Source organism: Haladaptatus sp. AB643 (genome assembly GCF_024136975.1).
Classification (GTDB): domain Archaea; phylum Halobacteriota; class Halobacteria; order Halobacteriales; family Haladaptataceae; genus Haladaptatus.
The window spans coordinates 1-18,203 of sequence record NZ_JAMYJW010000006.1; the positions used below are offsets into that span (position 1 = coordinate 1).

Genomic DNA, 18,203 nt, shown 5'->3' on the forward strand with positions numbered 1-18,203 from the left:
GGTTCAAATCCCAGCCAGCGCATTTTTCGAACTCACGACGACGAGCACTGCGTAGCGTGTGCTCGCCACAGTGCGAACGATGAAATCGTAGATAGCGTCACTTTATCCGAACCGGTCACATCTCCCACCAACCGTTTTCTACCATCGAGTTGTACGGACTCGCATGCAGGGGCTACGGTGGGTGCAGATGACGGACGAAGAGCGAAACGAATTCCTCGGCAACGGCGGAACGGGTGTCATCTCGTTTTCGACATCCCCCTCTGAACCGCCGTTCTCGTTGCCGATTTCGTACGGGTACTACGCGGACACGGGGAGTCTCTACTTCCGATTCGCGTTTCCGCCGGACAGCGGCAAGGAGGCGTTGCTCGACGACCCGATTTCGTTCGTCACGTACGAGAAGACGGACGAGGGGTATCGGAGCGTCGTCGCGAGTGGCCATCTGGAGGAGGTGGACGACCTGCCGTACGATTCGGCCGTCGCCCAACGCATGTGGGAGGTGGATATTCCGCTGGTTGACGTCTTCGAACAACCGCCCGACGATGTGACGTTCCGTCACTTCCATCTCGACCCCGACCGGTTGACGGGGCGGAAGGAAGTCGGTTCGCAGGAGTGACACGGTCCAACGGTCACGAAACTGCCCGAAATACTCTTGGTCGAATCCGTCCTTCTGAGTAGCGAGGTGGGGAGTATGAGTGACACACAAGACAAACCGACAGCGAGGATGTTTTTCACACAGAACGATATTCCGGACGACGAACGCGAGGCGCTCGTCGAACTGCTGAACGAGACGCTCGCGAATACGACCGACTTGTTGACCCAGACGAAGTACGCCCACTGGAACGTCAAGGGGCCGAACTTCTATCAGCTACACCTGCTGTTCGACGAGTTGGCCGACGTGTTGTTCGAACACGAGGACGGTATCGCGGAGCGGACGACCGCCCTCGGCGGTGAGGCCCGAGGGACGGTTCGAATGGCGGCGACGAACTCCCATATCCCGGAGATACGAACGGACGCCGTCACCGGCTTGGAGTACGTCGAAGCGCTGGCGAACAACCTCGCGCTTCACGCCTCGAACCTCCGGAGCGGCATCGATACCGCGGAATCCCTCTCCGACAAGGACACGGCCGACCTGTTCACCGAGCAGTCCCGCGAAGTGGACCAGTACCTCTGGTTCCTCGAAGCGCACCTGCAACGGGAACCGATCCAGTCCGTGCCGGGGAACGGAGAGCGAGAGAGCGCACCACCACGAAGGCCCGAAGCGCCGAACTCGGAAACGCCGCATCACGAACCGCGCCGTTACGAACAGGGTTCGACGCCGACACGATAGCCGCGCTCGTCGTTTTTTCTCGTTTTTCGCGGTCGTTCCGAATCTGATCAGTCGACCCATACGTTCAGGGGACTCGCTTCCGATGATCCAGCTATGACAGTGATTGCTCTGCTGTCGGTCGCACCGGTTATCGAGGGAAGTATGGCGAGCGAAGTCGCGAAGGCGGTCGAAGCCTTGGACGATTTCGACGTGTCCTACGAAACGAACCCCATGGGAACCGTCATCGAGGCCGATTCGGCCGCCGAGCTTTTCGACGCGGCGCGGGCCGCTCACGAGGCCGTCGACGGCGACCGTGTCAGCACAGTCCTCAAAATCGACGACAAGCGGACGCGGGAGCAACGCGCACAGGAAAAAGTCGATGCCGTCGAAACCGAATTGGGACGAGCGGCGAGACGCGATCGGTGAGGTCCTCGGAACAGGGCTCCCCGACCCCCGAACGTTCAAATACGGAAACGGACCCATTCCGTGATGGCCGACATCGTGAACGTACCCGTCGGCCTTGCCACCATGAATTGCCAGAACTGTGGACACTCCGATTCGTTCGTTTTGCTGTTCGACCTCGCCGCCCGCGTAACGGGCGCGGAAAACACGCCGCTCGACTGGTCGTTCTGTGTCCAGTGTCCCGAATGCGGGAGTACGGACGTCGAGGGTGATCCGACGCGACTGTTCACCCGGCTTTAGGACTCGATGACTCCCTCGTAAATTTCGTCGTAAATAGCCTCGTTTGCGCTCGTCGTCTCGTCGGTCCACGTGACGAACGTCGTGCCGGTTTCCGCCGCGATGGTCGCGAATCGAGCTTCGAGGTGGGCGACACGACGCTCGTGCCAGCAGTTGACGAGCCCCGAGTGATAGCGCAGCCAAAACCCCTCGAAGTCCCGCTTGGAGAGCAACTGCTTCACGTGTTCGATGGCGTCCGGAACGGTTCGCGTGTCGAATCGTGTTCGTACTCGCCCGCTGCTCGTCGGAGTCGTTACGTACAACGGCAGGTAGGTGTGTTTCCATTCGTGCATGGCGATAGCGCCCGCATCGAACGTTGCGACGGAATCGAAGTCATCGAGCGGCGCGCGCCGACCGCGGACGAGAACGCTCACGGCATCGGAATCGTGTACTCGGCGGACCATCGCCAGTGTCGAAATAGTCATTTGTGACTATCTAGTCGAAATAGCTAAGAATCCATAACAATACCGATTGCCTTAGGGGGAGTAGATGACTGAGCAGATACTCGGCACGACGACGGTGACACAGCGGTGGCGAATCAGTCTCATCAAGGCGGTTCGTGAGGAGTTCGAGGAAGCAGGTGTGGAGGTAGAGGAGGGTGACCGACTCGTGTTCAAGAAACGCGACGGGCAGATTGTCGTCGAACCAGCGTGAAAACCGTCACCGAACTGTTCTAACACCCACCGGCAGCCCCGGGGGAGAAACCAAAACATTACTTCCTTCGCTTCGAGGGTTCGGGTATGCCCCTTCGGAAACCGCCGTTGCGCGACCGACACGACGAGCGGGGCGCGACGTTTACCGAATTTGGCGGCTGGGACATGCCTGTCGAGTTCGATTCGATAACGAAAGAACATGAAAGCGTCCGGCAATCCGTCGGCATCTTCGACGTCTCTCACATGGGTGAGATAGAGGTCAGTGGACCCGATGCCGAGCGCCTCATGCAACGCTTGACGACCAACGACGTGACCCTGTTGTCGCCGGGTGACTCCCAGTATGCGATGATAACCGACGAGGACGGTATCATCATGGACGACACCGTCGTCTATCGCCTCCCGGAGGACGACGATGCGGAGTTCCTGTTCATCCCGAACGCCGGTCACGACGAGCAGATGCACGACCGCTGGAAACGGTTCCGCAACGAGTGGGACTTCGACGCGGAAATCCGTAACGCGACCGACGATTACGCGATGTACGCGGTCCAAGGGCCGGATGCGGCCGATGCGGTCATCGGTGCCGTCGACGACGACACCGCCGAATCCGTGGCCGACCTCTCGAAGTTCGAGGCGACCTACGCCACCGTCGAGGGCGTTCGGTGCTGGATAGCCCGCACCGGTTACACGGGCGAGGATGGCTTCGAACTGATCCTTCCGTCGGACGAGGCCGAGACGGTCTGGGACGCGTTCGACTGTCAGCCCTGTGGGCTCGGCGCGCGCGACACGCTCCGAACCGAGATGGGATTCCTCCTCTCCGGGCAGGACTTCGATTACGAGAACGACCCCCGAAACCCGTACGAAGCCAAAGTAAGTTTCACGGTGAAACTCGATACCGAGTTCGTGGGACGTGACGCGCTCGAACGAGTGAAGGAGGAAGGGGTCGAGGAGACGTTCGTCGGCTTCCGACTCGTGGATAGAGGCGTCCCCCGGCACGGTTACGACATCACCAGCACCGAGGACACCATCATCGGGACGGTCACGAGCGGGACGATGAGCCCGACGCTCGGGGAACCGATCGGATTGGGTTACGTTCCGACCGACTACGCCGACCCCGGAACCGTCATCCGGGTGATGGTGCGTGGACAGTCGAAGAAAGCAAAGATTGAGAGCACACCGTTTCTGAAAGACAAATAATGAGCTTCGAAGTACCAGAAGACCGCAAATATCTCGAATCGCACGAATGGGTAGCAGCAACCGACGGAACCGGCCGAATCGGCATCACCGACTTCGCACAGGACGAACTGGGCGACGTCGTCTTCGTCGAACTCCCGTCCGAAGGTGACGAACTCGAACAGGAGGGCGACCTCGGCGTCGTCGAGAGCATCAAAGCGGTTTCCGACCTCTACTCGCCCGTTTCGGGTACCGTCACCGACGTGAACGAGGAGTTGGAGAACGCGCCCGAACTCGTCAACGACGACCCGTTCGGCGACGGATGGATGCTCGAAGTCGAACTGGACGACGAGAGCGAACTCGACGACCTGCTGTCCGCGGACGAGTACCGCGAGCAGATCGAGTAACGACGGCACCACACGTTCTCACCGTTTTCGTCCGACAGTAGCGACGGCACCGGTCACGACGAGTAGCACTGATGAGTGCTGCAGTGTGCAATGCGGACGTATACCGCAGATATTTGCTCTGTCGTGCATACTTTTCCGCTTCTTTCCGCTCCCAGTCGTGATGAGTATACAAGCTCGTGCAATGTGGGCGTCGGCTTTCCTCTCATATTAAAAGGGTGGACTCCCTAGCCCGACTCAATGACCGGAGGCAACGCGAGTGCGGGCAGCCCGTACGCACCGCACACGGCCGAGGAGACCGCAGCGATGCTCGACGCGGTGGGGGTCGAAAGCGAGGAGGAACTTTTCGACATCCCCGACCCCGTCCGCTTCGACGGCGAGTTCGGCATCCAACAGCGTACAGAGCAGGCGACACGCCGGGAACTACAACGAATCCTCGGCGAGAACCGAAACCTGACGGAGTTCTTGGGACGCGGCCACTACAGCCACTACGTTCCCTCGTTGGTCGATCACCTCGCGGATCGGTCGGAGTTTCTGACCTCCTACACGCAGTACCAACCGGAAATCACGCAGGGGTTCCTGCAAGCGTTGTTCGAATACCAGTCGATGCTGGTCGAGCTAACCGGCCTCGGAATCGTCAACGCCTCGATGTACGACCACGCGACGGCGTTGGCCGAATCGGCACTGCTCGCCGCTCGTCTCCGGAAGACGAGCGGCAACCGCGTCCTCGTTCCCGACTCCCTGCTCCCCGAGCGAAGGAGCGTCCTCGAAAACTACACCGACGGGCCGGGCCTCGTCGTGGACGAATACGGGACCGACGACGCGAACGTGGACGTGGATTCGCTCGCCGAGGCCGTCGACGAGGACACCGTGCTCGTCTACGCGGAGAACCCGACGACGCGCGGGACCATCGAGGAGAACCTCACGGCAATCGGCGACATCGCACACGAGAACGATGCCCTGTTCTGTCTCGGCACCGACCCAGTGGCGCTCGCGCTGTTGCAGGAACCCGCCGCCGTCGGTGCGGACGTCGTCGTCGGCGACGCCGCGACGCTCGGCCTGCCGACGAGTTACGGGATGGGTCTCGGACTGTTCGCCACGCGCGAGGAGTTCGTCCGGCAGGTGCCGGGCCGACTCATCGGCATCAGTGAAGACGGCGATGATAACCGCGCTTACACCCTCACGCTCCAGACGCGCGAACAGCACATCCGCCGGGAGCGTGCGACCTCCAACATCTGCACGAACCAGGCGTGGGTCGCGCTGCGAACCGCTATGCACATCGCGTATCTGGGTTCGTCCGGACTGATCGAACTGGCCGAGAAATGCGTCACGCTGGCCGACGACCTCGCCGGACGACTGGACGACATCAACGGCGTCCAAGCACCGGTCAACGACCGCCACCACTTCCGCGAGTTCGTCGTCCGCACCGACCAACCCGCACCCCCGATCGTCGCAGATTTGGAGGAACGCGGCTTCGCGGTCCACGAAGTGGGAGAACACGAGATTCAGGTGTGTGTGACCGACGTGAACGAACACGCCATCGGTGAGTTCGTCACGCTGTTCGAGGAGGTGGCAAACTAATGAACTACACGCAAGCGAAGTGGGAACACGACGAGGAGGACCTGTACGAACCGCTCCTGTCCGAAAAGGACGGCAACGAGGTCGAAATCGAATCCTCGCTCCCCGACGAGTTGACCCGCGATAGCCTCGACCTGCCCGAACTGTCCGAACCCGAGTTGGCCCGCCACTACACCCGACTGTCCCAGATGAACTACGGCATCGACAGCGGCCCGTACCCGCTCGGTTCCTGTACGATGAAGTACAACCCGAAGTTCACCGAGGACGTGGCGGCGCTCCCCGGCGCGAGTGTCCACCCCGACCGCTCCGAGGACAGCGTGCAGGGAACCCTCGAACTGCTCTACGGTCTCCAGGACTACCTCGCCCGGATCGGTGGGATGGACGCGGTCAGCCTCCAACCCCCCGCAGGTGCGGCGGGTGAATTCACCGGCATTCTCGTGGCGAAGGCCTTCCACGAGGCGAACGGCGAGGGCGACCAGCGCACGGAAATCATCGTCCCGGACAGCGCCCACGGTACCAACCCGGCGAGCGCGGCGCTCGGCGGCTACGACGTGGTCGAACTCCCGAGCGCGGACGACGGCCGCGTCGATATCGAGGCACTCGAAGCCGCGACCGGCGACAGCACCGCGCTGTTCATGCTCACCAACCCGAACACGCTCGGCCTGTTCGAGCGCGACATCGAACAAATCGCCGAAATCGTCCACGGCGCGGGCGGCCTGCTCTACTACGACGGCGCGAACCTGAACGCGCTCCTCGGCCGTGCCCGTCCGGGCGACATGGGTTTCGACATCATGCACTACAACGTCCACAAGACGTTCGCTACCCCGCACGGCGGCGGCGGTCCCGGTGCCGGTCCTATCGGCGTCGGCGAGAAGTTGGCCGAATTCCTGCCCGCCCCGCGGGTGCGGGAGCGCGAGGCGCAAAGCGCCTCGGAACGAGCGAGCGGCGAGACGCCGCGAGCAACTGAATCTGGATACGAACGGTTCGACCCCGAACACACCATCGGCAAGGTCCACGGCTTCACGGGTAACTGGCTCGTGCTGGTCAAAGCCTACGCCTACATCGCCCGACTCGGCGACGAAGGATTGAGCGACGCGAGCGCGAAGGCCGTCCTCAACGCGAACTATCTCGGGTCGCAGATCGAGTACGAGGTGCCGTTCTCGCCGTTCCACCACGAGTTCGTCGCCAGTGCGGGCGATCAGGACGCCGCCGACGTGGCGAAACGCATGCTCGATTACGGCGTTCACCCGCCGACGACGAAGTGGCCCGAAATCGTCTCCGAGGCGCTGATGACCGAACCGACGGAAATCGAGAACCGGGAAACGTTGGACGAACTCGCCGAGGCGTTCAACGCCGTCGCCCGGGAGGACGACGAGGTCCTCGCAGCGGCACCCCGGAAGACGACTGCAAAGCGAATCGATCAAGCGAGCGCCGCGCGGAACCTGCGGCTCTCGTGGCAGGCGCTGGACGAGTAGGTCGGTTCGACGGGACGTAGTTTGCCGTTTTCGCAAGGAGGGACGTGGTTTCCGACGACTGTGGTTGCTATCAGATCACAAGATATATGATTTCATTATTCCTTCACTGATGAGTGAAACGAATCCTGAAACCCCTCAGTTTAGTCCTCCTCTTGCTTCTCGCGGGTTGTAACGGTGCGACGTTCGGTTCGACGTCGACCACGGGAACGCAAACCGCCTCGACGACGTCCCCCGTGGCCACTGGATCCACGGTTCGGACGGCGACAGGCCAAACGACCTCGATGACGACGGACCGAACGACGACGCCCACGACGAAACCCTGTACCGTCACGAACGAATCGAGCGACGGTGCGGCGTGGGTCGTCAAGCCGACGATGGACGGCACCAAAGTGATGCTCATGACCCAGTGGAACAGGAGCGCCACCGTCACGAAACTCGATGCGACGCTGGATGGAAAGCGGCTGTTTCGGGCGTATCCGGAACGCGACGCTCCGAACGCGACCGGATGGGGCCGCTACGTTGGGACCGTCCCGTTCGCGGGACAACTCGGGGTCGAACTGTACGACAACGGAACGCAAGTCGGCCGATACAACGCGTCCGTAGTCTGTGAACGATAGGGCGGACTGATCCGTTCGATTTCGTGGGACGGCTTCGAGAGAGCTATGTGGCGTTGTTTTGCCCGAGCAGGATGGCTTCGACTTTATGGAGATGCTCGTGGAGCGTCGATGTGGAGATATCCAACTCGTCCGCTAACTCTCCGGCCGACGCTTTCCTCGGATAGTCGTAGTATCCACGTTCGCGGGCGAGTTGAAACACTTCCAGTTGGCGTTTCGTGAGTCGATCCACCGGGAGGCTATTCACGGTCGTCTGCCGACTCGCCTGCTTCATTCCCCTGATATCGATTTCCGCATCCATCTCCTCACGAACTTCGTCGAACTTCACCTGAACCGTCCGTCGGTCGTGGTTCGTCACGAGGGTCCAGTACTCCCTCCCGTCACGGATGTCTATCGGGCCGCTACACACGAACCCTCGCGACGTCAACGGTTGACTGATCTGTTTTCTCCCATCGTGAACGACCAGGAGTTCACGTATCGCGTTTCCCGGCCGTTGAACAGTCGTTCGCTGGAACATCGGGGCCATCTCGGAAATCGAATGTATCTGGTCCATCCCGGAAATGGCTTCGAGTGCGTCCGTAATCGTCTCCCGTTCGTCCGCGTAAATCGTAAAGAGTGTCGAAACCTCGTCCCCGGTCGCATAGATTCCGTACCCGAGAAATCCCACGTCGAATCGATCCGTGATTTGGATCTCCCAGCAGTCGGGATACCAGAGATCGATCGATACACGAAGTGCTTCGTCAGGGTTCTCGGGTACGGTCATCCGTCGTTTTCCTCCCGTGATCGATAGTCCCCGGTCGGAATAATCCCTCCGTGTCGAAGCGTCTCAGTCACCGTGTCGTTCGAACACCGCATCGGCAAGCGTGTTCTTGTGGCCTTCGTTCGGGCCACCTGCGATGGTGAGGAGTTTCGCGTCGCGGAGATACCGCTCGACGTGATGTTCGGTCGTGTATCCGACGCCGCCGTGGAGTTGGATCGCATCGTTCGCGTTGTCCACCGCGGCCTGTGTCGCGTTGATTTTCGCCATGCTGAACTCCCGAGATACGTCGAGGCCGCGGTCAGCACGGTCGGCCGCCCGGAGCGTGAGCAACCGTGCGGTATCGACGCGTTCGGCCATTCTTCCGACCTCCCACCGTACTCCCTGAAAATCACCGATGTGCTGTCCGTACTGCTCCCTGGACTTCGTGTACGATACCGTGTCTTCGAGGGCCGCACGGGCGATACCGACACCGCGGGCGGGAACGTTCACGCCGGTCCGGATTCGACCGCGCTGAACATACCCGTCACCTTCCGCTCCGACGAGTCGGTCGGCAGGAACGCGGACATCCGAGAGCGAGACGCGCGGGGATTTGACGCTGTTCGCACCGAGCGTTTCCCACACCGTCTCGATCTCGAACTCCTCGGTCGGAACGAGGAACGCGCTGATGTCGTGCGGTGCGTCCTCGTCGGACCCGGTTTTGGCGTACGTGAGCACGTAGTCGGCGTCGAGGAAGTTCGTCACCCACTGTTTGTGGCCGTCGAGGACCCACTCGTCCCCTCGTCGTTCGGCCGTGGTTTCCATCTCCAGCTTGTTGCTGCCCGCGTTCGCCTCGCTCAGCCCGAGCGCGCCGACCGTTTCGAACGTCGCCATTTCCGGAAGGAACGTTTCGCGTTGCTCATCGGTCCCGAACCGCTCGATGACCGTTGCGACGCCGAGATGAAGCCCGAGGGTACTGGCCACCGACATGAGCGCCGCCGAAAGCTCCTCGACGACCAAAGCGAGTTCGACGAACCCTTCGCCACGCCCTCCGTATTCTTCGGGAAGCGTCAACCCGGTCAATCGTCGAGCACCGAGTTCGTCGAGTATTTCGGCCGGGTATTCCCCACGTCTGTCCAACCCTTTTGCCGTCGGTTTGATCTCGTTTTCCGCGAACTCACGAACGTCCGCCCGAAGCGAGCATTGGTCTTCCGTTAACTCGAATCGCATATACGAATGGACGGCACGTCGGTGGATTAAGTACAGGACCGGCTATAGCAGGTTCACCAGTATCGGATCGGGTATTTCGGCTGGAACTACGGTCACGCGATGGACGTGCCACCGAGAGCACCTCGCGAGAAGGCGACCGCTGCCACGACGGTATCCGCAACGAGACCGTCTCATCGCGTACGGAGACGACCACGGTCAGAATTCCCCCACCACAGACGACGATTGTGGCGGTGGTGTTCACGCTCGGAAAGTCGTAGATGGTGTTCGCGCTCGGAGATCCATATTTGCTATAGCGATATCGGATTTACCGAGCCGAATCGACGATCGAACGATAGTCGAGAGAAACGTCGTCACTCGCCGTCAAACACTGTAAAATACGAAAATCGAGATTTCTACTTACGCCGACGCCGAATCGATGTCGCCGTCGATTCGCACCAGCGCGTAGTCACACTCCGAGCAGTGCCACTTGGTTTTCTCGCCGAGGTGCAGGTTCGTGCTCGCACAGCGCCAGAACGTCTGTTCGCTTCCACACTCGGGACACTCGTGTTGGATTTCGAGGCTCATACTCGGTATCGGTTATTGGCGAAGTTTAAGATGCTGGTTTCTCCTCACGCTTCGCCCCGTTCGAGATGCAGCGCGTCGAAGAATCGATGCAGCACGCGGCGCGAGGCGAACTCCACGAGATCGTCGTCGTCGGCATCCGCGTCGGCGAACAGACCGAGCGGAATCTGTGCCCCGGCCATGTCTGCGTGTCCACCTGCGCTTCCGACGTCGCCGAACGCCTGTTGGAGGACGTTTCCCGCGTGGACGCGGGGGTCGATGGACCGCGCGCTCATCTCGACCGATCCGTTGACGACGCCGAAGACGAGTACCGTATCCACGCCTTCGACGTTCAGCAGGTAGTCGGCGGCCTGTGCGAGCGCATCCCGTTCCGAGGTCCGACCGGCCGACGTGGCGAGGGTCGCCCCGCGCTGGACGCGGTTGCGAATTGCTTCGCCGATGGCATCCACGGTTGCCGGAGAGAACGCCGCACCGTAGAGCTCTTCGAGCAGTTCGAGGTCGGCGTGCCGACAGACGTACAGCGCGGCCTCGTACTCGTGCGGCGTGGGGTTGCGAATGAAGTCGATTCGCTCGCGGTGGAGGGCGAACAACAGCGCGGATCCCAGTTGAACGTTCGCCTCGATGTCGAGGTCGCGCAGATATTCGACGAGGATGCTCGCCGTCGCGCCGTAATCCTCCCGCAAGTCCACGAATTCGGCTTCCGGATTCTCCGTGGCGTGGTGGTCGATGACGATGTCCGGCTTCACGGCATCGAGTTCCGTATGTCCTGCCGGTGTGGAATGGTCCACGAATGCGACGCGCTCGAACTCCTCGGGGTCGAACGTATCGAGGTGGTCCAACTGAACGTGGAGCAGGTTGACGAAGGCCCGATTTTGCTGATGCGAAATCGCCCCTCCGTAGAAGAGTTCCACGTCCTCGACACCGTTCGACTCGGCGATGACCGAAAGCGCGAGCGCGCTTGCGATGCAGTCCGGGTCGGGGTTGTCGTGGCAGACGACCGCGAGCGAGTCGACCCCCGCGAGGTACTCGACTAACTCCTGGGCGCGGGTCATGATAGCTGTTCGACGCGAGACAGTATCAAACCGTGGCTGGGAATCCGGTACGCTCACGAGAAATAAACTGCATATCACGATACAAAATTTGTTGGGCGGGGACGACCGGACGCGGAGGTCATCTCAAATCTCCGTGTTCTGGGCGTACTCGGTCAAAACTCACGTATCGGTGTTCTGGGCGTACTCGGTCATGACGCGACGTTCGATACGTTGGAGACGGTCACCGATCGTTCCCGGAGTGACACCGAGGCGGTCCGCGAGGGCGCGCTGGGTCGTCTCTTTCGGTACCTCGTAGTACCCTTCTCGGATTGCTAGATCGAGTAAGTCGGCTTGCGTATCGGTCAACACGGCTGTCGATTCGCTTTTCGATTCGAGATGTCCGATTCGAGTGACTGAAGCATCGACCAAATCCGGGACGTCATCGATCGCACGCTGAATGTTGCCGTTCGTTCCGATGACCGTGAACCTGATTTCGGGTCCGCGGTCCGTCAAGCGGTGTTCGACCGGCCAATCGAGGACGATTTTGTTGCGGTAGAGGATGCTGAGCAGGTCGTCGATCGGCCCATCGCTCCGGTAATGAGCGTAGATGACGCCGCGTTCGTCGGTGCCCGCGATGTCGTACTGGAGTACTTCGTCGCTCGACTCCAGCAGTTCCTCAGCAACCGAAAGATCGCCGCTGATGTCTGTTAGACCGAAGTATTCCCCGTCCGCGACCGGACTCATGTACCGCATGGAATCGATCGAGATGGCCGATGAGCGGTTGAATCGATCGAATACCGGGATGGATATCTCACGAGAGAGCACGAGTGTGGCATATCGAAACGTTTCGGAGGCCATAGCGTGAAACGGTATCGATGTTATAAATGGTTCTAGCATGTTAGAATAAGTCCTCAATAGAGTCGCGGGCCTCCGTTCAATAGATGAGTAACGAACCAGCTGTCGGTAAGTTCCCACCAGGACCGTCGGGGCTCCCGGTCGTGGGCGCGGCACCACATGCGATTCTAGGCGGTCTCGATTTCCGCGAGCGGATGGCGAGCGAGTACGGCGACGTCGTTCATTGGGAGGATCACCACGGACACGTTTATCAGCTCAACCACCCCGACGATATCCAGCAGGTCCTCGTCTACAACAACACGAACTACGTGAAGGGAAATCAGTTCCAGCGCGTACTCGGTCCCTTGACCGGAAACGGTATCCTGAACAGTGAGGGTGAGGAGTGGCGGGGGAACCGGCGTGTCATTCAACCGGCGTTCCACCCCGACCGCATCGAGGTCTACGCCGACATGATAACCGACCTCACCGATGCGTCGATCGATAACTGGCGGGACGGCGAGACACGTTCGATCCACGACGATATGATGGAGTTGACGTTGCGCGTCGTCGCACAAGCGTTGTTCGGCGTCGATATCGACCGCTACGTGAGGGACATCGAGACGGCGGTCAACGACTTCCTTCCGGCGACCTCCAGCCTTCCGAACATCATGCTCCCGGAGAACGTTCCGCTGCCGTCGAGGTGGCGAATGGACAGGGCTCGCGAGACCCTCGACGATGTCGTCGACGAGATTATCCAGGAGAAACGCACCAACCCCGGTGAGCACGACGTCATCTCGATGCTGCTCAACGCGAACGACGAGGACGGTGGTGGGCTCTCGAAGAAACAGATCCACGACGAGGCGATTACGCTCCTCTTTGCAGGCCACGAAACGACGGCAGTCTCGTTGACGTACACGACGTATCTTCTCGCACAGCACCCGGAGGTCGAGGAGAAACTCGTCGCGGAACTCGACGAGGTGCTCGGTGGCGAGCGGCCGACGATGGCCGACCTCGCCGAACTCACGTACACGGAACAGGTGGTCAAGGAGTCGATGCGACTGCTCCCGCCGGTGCCGTTTATCACTCGCGAGGCGAAGACAACCGACGAAATCGGCGACTACCGGATTCCGGCGGGCGCGAGAGTGTTCATGAGCCAATGGGTCGTTCACCGCGACTCGCGGTGGTACGACGACCCGCTCGCGTTCCAACCCGAACGCTGGACGAAGGAGTTCCAACGGTCCCTTCCGCCGCTCGCGTACTTCCCGTTCGCGGCGGGACCGCGGCGCTGCATCGGCGACCGATTTGCCATGCTCGAAGCACGGCTCATCCTGGCGATGTTGTATCAGAACCATCACCTCGAACTCGCCTCGGATCGGAACCTGGAGGTGATCCCGACGGTCACGTCACGACCGAAAGAGGACGTTCTGATGACGGTCCACGAACGCTCGGGGGACGAGATGCCTGAATCGGATCGATAGGCCGGATTTCTCTCGACGCTTTGGAGGTGGTGAATTTTGGAGGTACTCGTATCGAGGCCGACGAGGACGTTTCAGAAATCGTTTTGGCACGCTTGAATGACCAGCTTGGGTTCGTCGTACAGGCTGTTGACCGTGTGTTTGCCCTTCCCTCGTCCGCGTCCGCGCTGGTCCTGTTTGATGAGGTCGAGGAACTCCAGTTCGGTCAGCAAATCCCTGACGCGTCGCTCCTTCAGGGGCTCCGAATCCATCTGTTCACAGATCTGTCGGTAGGAGTGTTGGACCACCTTGTTCGGAATCTTCGGCTCGTCGTCGTTCGACTGTTGGACTTGCGATGCGAGCGCGAGCAGGACGTATCGCGCGTGGGGCGGCTGTTTGGAGATGAGTTCCGAGATGCGATTCGCGCCTTCCCGTTCCTGTGCGACGTCGACGTGGGCGTCCCGAACGAACGACTCGCGTTCTTCTTCCGCGACTTCGCCAGCAAAGCGGAGCACGTCGATCGCCTTGCGGGCGTCGCCGTGTTCCCGGGCGGCCAGTGCGGCTACTTTCGGGATGACGTCGGTTTCGAGCACGCCGTCCACGAACGCGTCGCGGCGCGATTCGAGGATTTCTCGCAGCTGTGTGGCGTCGTAGGGTGGGAAGACGTAATCGCGTTCACAGAGGCTGCTTTTGACGCGCTCGTTCAGTTCGTCCTTGTATCGGATCTTGTTCGAGATGCCGATAACGCCGAGATTGCACGCGTCGATCTTTCCGGCTTCGCTCGCACGCGAGAGGTTCATGAGGAGGTTGTCACCGGCGGTGTCGCCGCTCGTGTCTCCGATTCCTTCGAGTTTATCCACCTCGTCGAGGATGATGATGGCGACGTCGTACATGCTTTCGAGGACGGTCCACAGCCGGTTGTAGTACATCGAGGTGCTGATTCCCTGCTCGGGGATGGCCGTCCCGGTGAGGTCCTCGTCGTTGAGTTGGTCCGCGACGGATTGGACGACTTGGGTTTCAGTCGAGTCCTGTAGACAGTCGATGTACGCGAAGCCAGCGTTCACCCCGTTTTGCGATGCACGTTGCATCATCTGTCGGCTGATGAACTTCGTGCAGAGGGATTTTCCGGTGCCGGTCTTTCCGTAGAGGAAGATGTTGTTCGGGGTGTTTCCGGTGAGTGCGGGCCGGAGCGCGGTACCAAGTCGTCGCAATTCGTCTTCACGGCCGATAATTCGGTCGCCGTCGGGGAGATGAGAGACCTGAAGGAGTTCCTTGTCGTTGAAAATAACTGTGTCGTCTCCAAAGTAGTCCACTGACTCGGACATCTATGAACCCTATGTCGAGTGAGGGTATTTAAACATACCTCCATACTGCCGCTGTAATCATCGAGATAGGATGGTAGACGGTGTATCGAAGCTGTTTTACACCCCTCATTGCCGTTGTAACGGACCGGATTGCCGCTGTAACAGGACGGATTGTCGTGGTAAAAGGAACGGATCGTCACCGTATCGGACCGGGTTGCCGCTGTAAGTTCGGCGAGCTTTCGTGATAAATTCAGCGAAATGCTTCGGAGCGGCTTCCGTGGTCGGAAAGATATCGAGACTCGGAACGACGCCGGGATCAGAATGCCATCGGGAGAACGACGCCGGAATCGGACCGACATCGGGAGTCGGAATGGTCGATGATCGGAACGACATCGGTGGTCTAGTTATCGGACTGTTCTTCGAGTGCCACGAGGTTTCTGATGCGAGGGAGGGAAATCGATTGAATGGTAGTTGCACGGACACCGCGTTGCCGTTGTAAATGGGGCGTAGACGAGCTCTTTCCCGTGAATATTGGATTTTTGTTGTGGGCTATCTTTCTCTTAACCCTGGAGTGCCGTTGTAAACGCGCGTTGCCATCGATTGTTTGATTCGTTTGTCGGGGACCCCACGTTGCCGTTGTAAGTGTGGGGGTGTGTGGTGGAGGGGAAAGGAGGGGTTTCGGGGGGTCGGTTTGACCGAAAATCCACACCGATTCGACAGGGACGGACGCCGATACCACGAAAGACACTGCTTGTGCGCCGAGAAATGATACTCTCGATAGGTCAAAAGCGACAGCACGATTTCAGCTGAAGACAAACCGCGACCGAGTCGCTATCTCCAGTTTGCGACTCTCTCGGGGGATTGTTGGTAAAATAGGTATTTAACCCTATTGCTTCGTCTATCGTGGCTGTTCCTTCACATGAATGCGTGCCATCATCTCCTCGTCTCTGCCCGACTCTTTCAATCGGCAATTTCTTCCGTTTCCCAAGGAACACAGCCTTTAACTCCCACTTACAACGGCAACGTGGGGTCTCAGACAATACTCTCTGAATACATCAGAGGTCTACCTCGTAACGGATCGCTACTTCCCAGTCGGCCACTCCTCCACTCTCAACCACTCCTCCACTCTCAACCACTCCTCCATCCTCGGTCTTACCATCTGCCTCCGAGATCGACTCCGTCTTCCGACCCCACCGTCACCCGAACTGCCATCGAGTCGCGTCGTTCGGATAATCGCTCCACGCGAAGACGGTTTTGGGACGAACCGTGAAAAACGGTGTTCCGTGCTGGATACCGTACTTTCCCTGGTACGCCGTGTCGAGTCGTTCTTCGAGGTCCGTATCGGTGACACGCTCTGCAACGCCTTCGATGATGACGACCGCTTCGCCGCTTTCCCGATGTGCGACGATACGGGAATCGGCCTGGATGTTCTGAACCCAACGAGTTCGTTCGCCGCCACCGCAGTGGAGGGCGTCATCGACCCAGACACCCCAAACCGGACGAACATGCGGATGGCCGTCGGGCCGCGTCGTGCACAGCCAGTAGTTTTGATCCTCCGCCATCGCATCGCGTACGAACGTCCACGAAACCATCTCCCCTTCCTCGTCGGGAATTCCATAGCTCTCCTCGGTCACCGGTCTGCTTCGATGTGCGTCGTATTCCGTAACGTCGTTCCCCACCATCATTTGGAGTACGTCACCAAGGGCCAAAGAGATACGTGTCAATCGACGGTGAATACACCAAAATAAAAACCGCCAAGCGTCCGATTAGAACGTCCTTCGCTCGTTCAGAACGTCCTCACGTCGCCGTCGATGGCGCGCTTCGTGATGTGGGTCACGTTCGACAGTTCCTCGTCCACGAGGGCGACGATGTCGTCTTCGATGTCGCCGAGTTCGACACCATCTTCGGTGACGACGTGAGCGTCGGCCACGTGCGGTTGGTCGATGGGTCGCCCGATCTGCGAGAGCAGACGGACCCGCATGTCGCGGATTCCGTCGACTTCCGCTACCACTGTTTCGGCGATTTCGGTGCTCAGTAGGTTGTAGATCTTTCCGATGTGGTTGACGGGGTTCTTGCCGCTGGTCGCCTCCATGCTCATCGAGCGGTTCGGCGTGATGAGACCGTTGGCACGGTTTCCACGGCCGACGGAGCCGTCGTCACCCATCTCGGCACTGGTGCCGGTCGTCGTCAGGTAGATGCTCTCGTCGTCGTCGGCGGTGTTGACGTAGACGTTCACTTCGCGGTCGGTGTACTCGTGGGCGACCTGGTGGACGTAGTCGCGTACCTCCTCGACGACGGCGTCGTACTCCTCACGGTTGTCGATGTACTTGTCCACCATCGCGGCGGCGACGGTCACGTCGATGGTGTCGCGTTCGCGTTTGCCCATGATCTTCACGTCCGGACCAAGTTCGGGGTGATTGGCCGCGAACTCGCCGTTGAGACGGTTCTCGGCGTTCAGGACGATCTTCTCGGTTTCCGAGAGTGGTGCGTGACCCACCCCAAAGCTCGTGTCGTTCGCCATCGGTACCGTCGCGCCCTCCTCGGAGAACACGTCTTGGAGGTCGCCGCTCCCTTCGCCGAGTTTCACGTCGATGATGACGTCGTGGCCGACTTCGAGTTCGGGGATGTTCTCGTTGAGATACTCGCGGGCGGCGTCCAACGCGACGGTGTCGGTCGGGATCTTCAACCCTTCGTACTCCTTGGTCGCACGACCGACGAGGAGGATATAGATCGGCTCGACGAGTTCGCCGCCGCCGTACTGCGGGTTGGAACTCCCCGCAACGAGTTGCGTTTCGTCGGTGTTGTAGTGAAGGACTTTGCCGACACGGTCGAGATAGGTCTGCGAAAGTGCGCTAGAGACCGCTTCCGCGATACCGTCACAGATAGAGTCAGGGTGACCGATTCCCTTCCGCTCCACGATTTCGATGTCCTGATCTTCGACTGCCCGACGGTCGATAGGTTCCACCTGAATGTTCCGCTCAGTCATTATATCGGTTTCACGGTCACGGATTCTATAACTTGCGGAAACGCATTTCCCCGATTTGATTACTGTTACTCATTTTCGAGTGGTGATTACCCATCCCACAGTAACTCTTTCTTTCACTCGCTGTTCTCC

General features: G+C 59.9%; 20 protein-coding genes. 11 read left to right on the forward strand and 9 right to left on the reverse strand.

The genetic code is table 11. From position 1 onward, the window contains the following. Nucleotides 1–163: 163 nt before the first annotated feature. From NKF25_RS12900 to NKF25_RS12915, 4 genes are all read left to right on the forward strand, one after another. On the forward strand, nt 164–613 hold the full coding sequence (locus NKF25_RS12900; protein ID WP_253227080.1) for a pyridoxamine 5'-phosphate oxidase family protein: 450 nt from the start codon (nt 164–166) through the stop codon (nt 611–613). Between the two features lie 75 nt (nt 614–688). Then, nucleotides 689–1,327, forward strand: coding sequence for a DNA starvation/stationary phase protection protein Dps (dps, locus tag NKF25_RS12905; protein ID WP_253227081.1), 639 nt, complete (start codon nt 689–691; stop codon nt 1,325–1,327). A gap of 93 nt (nt 1,328–1,420) precedes the next feature. Further along, nucleotides 1,421–1,732 carry an MTH1187 family thiamine-binding protein gene (locus NKF25_RS12910; RefSeq protein WP_253227082.1) on the forward strand — a complete coding sequence of 104 codons (312 nt, stop codon included), beginning with the start codon at nt 1,421–1,423 and terminating at the stop codon, nt 1,730–1,732. A 63-nt stretch (nt 1,733–1,795) separates the two neighbouring features. Continuing rightward, nucleotides 1,796–2,008: a hypothetical protein gene (locus NKF25_RS12915; protein WP_253227083.1), complete on the forward strand. Its 213-nt coding sequence runs from the start codon at nt 1,796–1,798 to the stop codon at nt 2,006–2,008. On the opposite strand, the gene NKF25_RS12920 is transcribed toward NKF25_RS12915, so the two are convergent. Next, nucleotides 2,005–2,469 carry a hypothetical protein gene (locus NKF25_RS12920; RefSeq protein WP_253227084.1) on the reverse strand — a complete coding sequence of 155 codons (465 nt, stop codon included), beginning with the start codon at nt 2,467–2,469 and terminating at the stop codon, nt 2,005–2,007. The two genes, NKF25_RS12915 and NKF25_RS12920, sit on opposite strands and share 4 nt — an antisense overlap. A 64-nt stretch (nt 2,470–2,533) precedes the next feature. Between NKF25_RS12920 and NKF25_RS12925 the strand changes: the two genes are divergently transcribed. The 6 genes from NKF25_RS12925 (at nt 2,534) to NKF25_RS12950 (ending at nt 7,941) form a co-directional block, all read left to right on the forward strand. Further along, the gene (locus NKF25_RS12925) at nt 2,534–2,698 is read left to right on the forward strand and encodes a hypothetical protein (RefSeq protein ID WP_190303723.1); all 165 of its coding nucleotides are present in this window, start codon (nt 2,534–2,536) and stop codon (nt 2,696–2,698) included. 86 nt (nt 2,699–2,784) lie between these two features. Beyond that, nucleotides 2,785–3,891: a glycine cleavage system aminomethyltransferase GcvT gene (gcvT, locus tag NKF25_RS12930; protein WP_253227085.1), complete on the forward strand. Its 1,107-nt coding sequence runs from the start codon at nt 2,785–2,787 to the stop codon at nt 3,889–3,891. Next, nucleotides 3,891–4,274: a glycine cleavage system protein GcvH gene (gene gcvH, locus NKF25_RS12935; protein WP_253227086.1), complete on the forward strand. Its 384-nt coding sequence runs from the start codon at nt 3,891–3,893 to the stop codon at nt 4,272–4,274. The genes gcvT and gcvH overlap by 1 nt, the downstream gene beginning before the upstream one ends. A gap of 237 nt (nt 4,275–4,511) precedes the next feature. After that, nucleotides 4,512–5,852 (forward strand): aminomethyl-transferring glycine dehydrogenase subunit GcvPA, encoded by a 1,341-nt coding sequence (gcvPA, locus tag NKF25_RS12940; protein ID WP_253227087.1) that lies wholly within the window; start codon nt 4,512–4,514, stop codon nt 5,850–5,852. Further along, nucleotides 5,852–7,324, forward strand: coding sequence for an aminomethyl-transferring glycine dehydrogenase subunit GcvPB (gcvPB, locus tag NKF25_RS12945; RefSeq protein ID WP_253227088.1), 1,473 nt, complete (start codon nt 5,852–5,854; stop codon nt 7,322–7,324). Before gcvPA ends, gcvPB begins: the two co-directional genes overlap by 1 nt. A gap of 113 nt (nt 7,325–7,437) precedes the next feature. Then, nucleotides 7,438–7,941: a hypothetical protein gene (locus NKF25_RS12950; protein WP_253227089.1), complete on the forward strand. Its 504-nt coding sequence runs from the start codon at nt 7,438–7,440 to the stop codon at nt 7,939–7,941. Between the two features lie 43 nt (nt 7,942–7,984). Here NKF25_RS12950 and NKF25_RS12955 read toward each other — a convergent pair whose 3' ends face one another. From NKF25_RS12955 to NKF25_RS12975, 5 genes are all read right to left on the reverse strand, one after another. After that, a complete protein-coding gene (locus NKF25_RS12955) occupies nt 7,985–8,701 on the reverse strand; it encodes a helix-turn-helix domain-containing protein (RefSeq protein ID WP_253227090.1) in 717 nt (238 codons plus the stop codon). Nucleotides 8,702–8,764: 63 nt separating this feature from the next. After that, a complete protein-coding gene (locus NKF25_RS12960; RefSeq protein ID WP_253227091.1) occupies nt 8,765–9,904 on the reverse strand; it encodes an acyl-CoA dehydrogenase family protein in 1,140 nt (379 codons plus the stop codon). Between the two features lie 396 nt (nt 9,905–10,300). Next, nucleotides 10,301–10,468 (reverse strand): hypothetical protein, encoded by a 168-nt coding sequence (locus NKF25_RS12965; RefSeq protein ID WP_190303724.1) that lies wholly within the window; start codon nt 10,466–10,468, stop codon nt 10,301–10,303. Between the two features lie 44 nt (nt 10,469–10,512). After that, nucleotides 10,513–11,517 (reverse strand): bifunctional oligoribonuclease/PAP phosphatase NrnA, encoded by a 1,005-nt coding sequence (locus tag NKF25_RS12970; RefSeq protein ID WP_253227092.1) that lies wholly within the window; start codon nt 11,515–11,517, stop codon nt 10,513–10,515. A gap of 159 nt (nt 11,518–11,676) precedes the next feature. Next, on the reverse strand, nt 11,677–12,240 hold the full coding sequence (locus tag NKF25_RS12975; protein WP_253227093.1) for a helix-turn-helix domain-containing protein: 564 nt from the start codon (nt 12,238–12,240) through the stop codon (nt 11,677–11,679). 197 nt (nt 12,241–12,437) lie between these two features. Between NKF25_RS12975 and NKF25_RS12980 the strand changes: the two genes are divergently transcribed. After that, nucleotides 12,438–13,808 (forward strand): cytochrome P450, encoded by a 1,371-nt coding sequence (locus tag NKF25_RS12980; protein WP_253227094.1) that lies wholly within the window; start codon nt 12,438–12,440, stop codon nt 13,806–13,808. Nucleotides 13,809–13,879: 71 nt separating this feature from the next. Here the strand turns inward: NKF25_RS12980 and NKF25_RS12985 are convergent, their stop codons facing one another. From NKF25_RS12985 to NKF25_RS12995, 3 genes are all read right to left on the reverse strand, one after another. After that, a complete protein-coding gene (locus NKF25_RS12985; RefSeq protein ID WP_253227095.1) occupies nt 13,880–15,109 on the reverse strand; it encodes an orc1/cdc6 family replication initiation protein in 1,230 nt (409 codons plus the stop codon). A gap of 1,175 nt (nt 15,110–16,284) precedes the next feature. Then, nucleotides 16,285–16,770 carry a pyridoxamine 5'-phosphate oxidase family protein gene (locus NKF25_RS12990; protein ID WP_253227096.1) on the reverse strand — a complete coding sequence of 162 codons (486 nt, stop codon included), beginning with the start codon at nt 16,768–16,770 and terminating at the stop codon, nt 16,285–16,287. A gap of 104 nt (nt 16,771–16,874) precedes the next feature. After that, nucleotides 16,875–18,074 (reverse strand): methionine adenosyltransferase, encoded by a 1,200-nt coding sequence (locus tag NKF25_RS12995; protein WP_253227097.1) that lies wholly within the window; start codon nt 18,072–18,074, stop codon nt 16,875–16,877. Nucleotides 18,075–18,203: the final 129 nt, after the last annotated feature.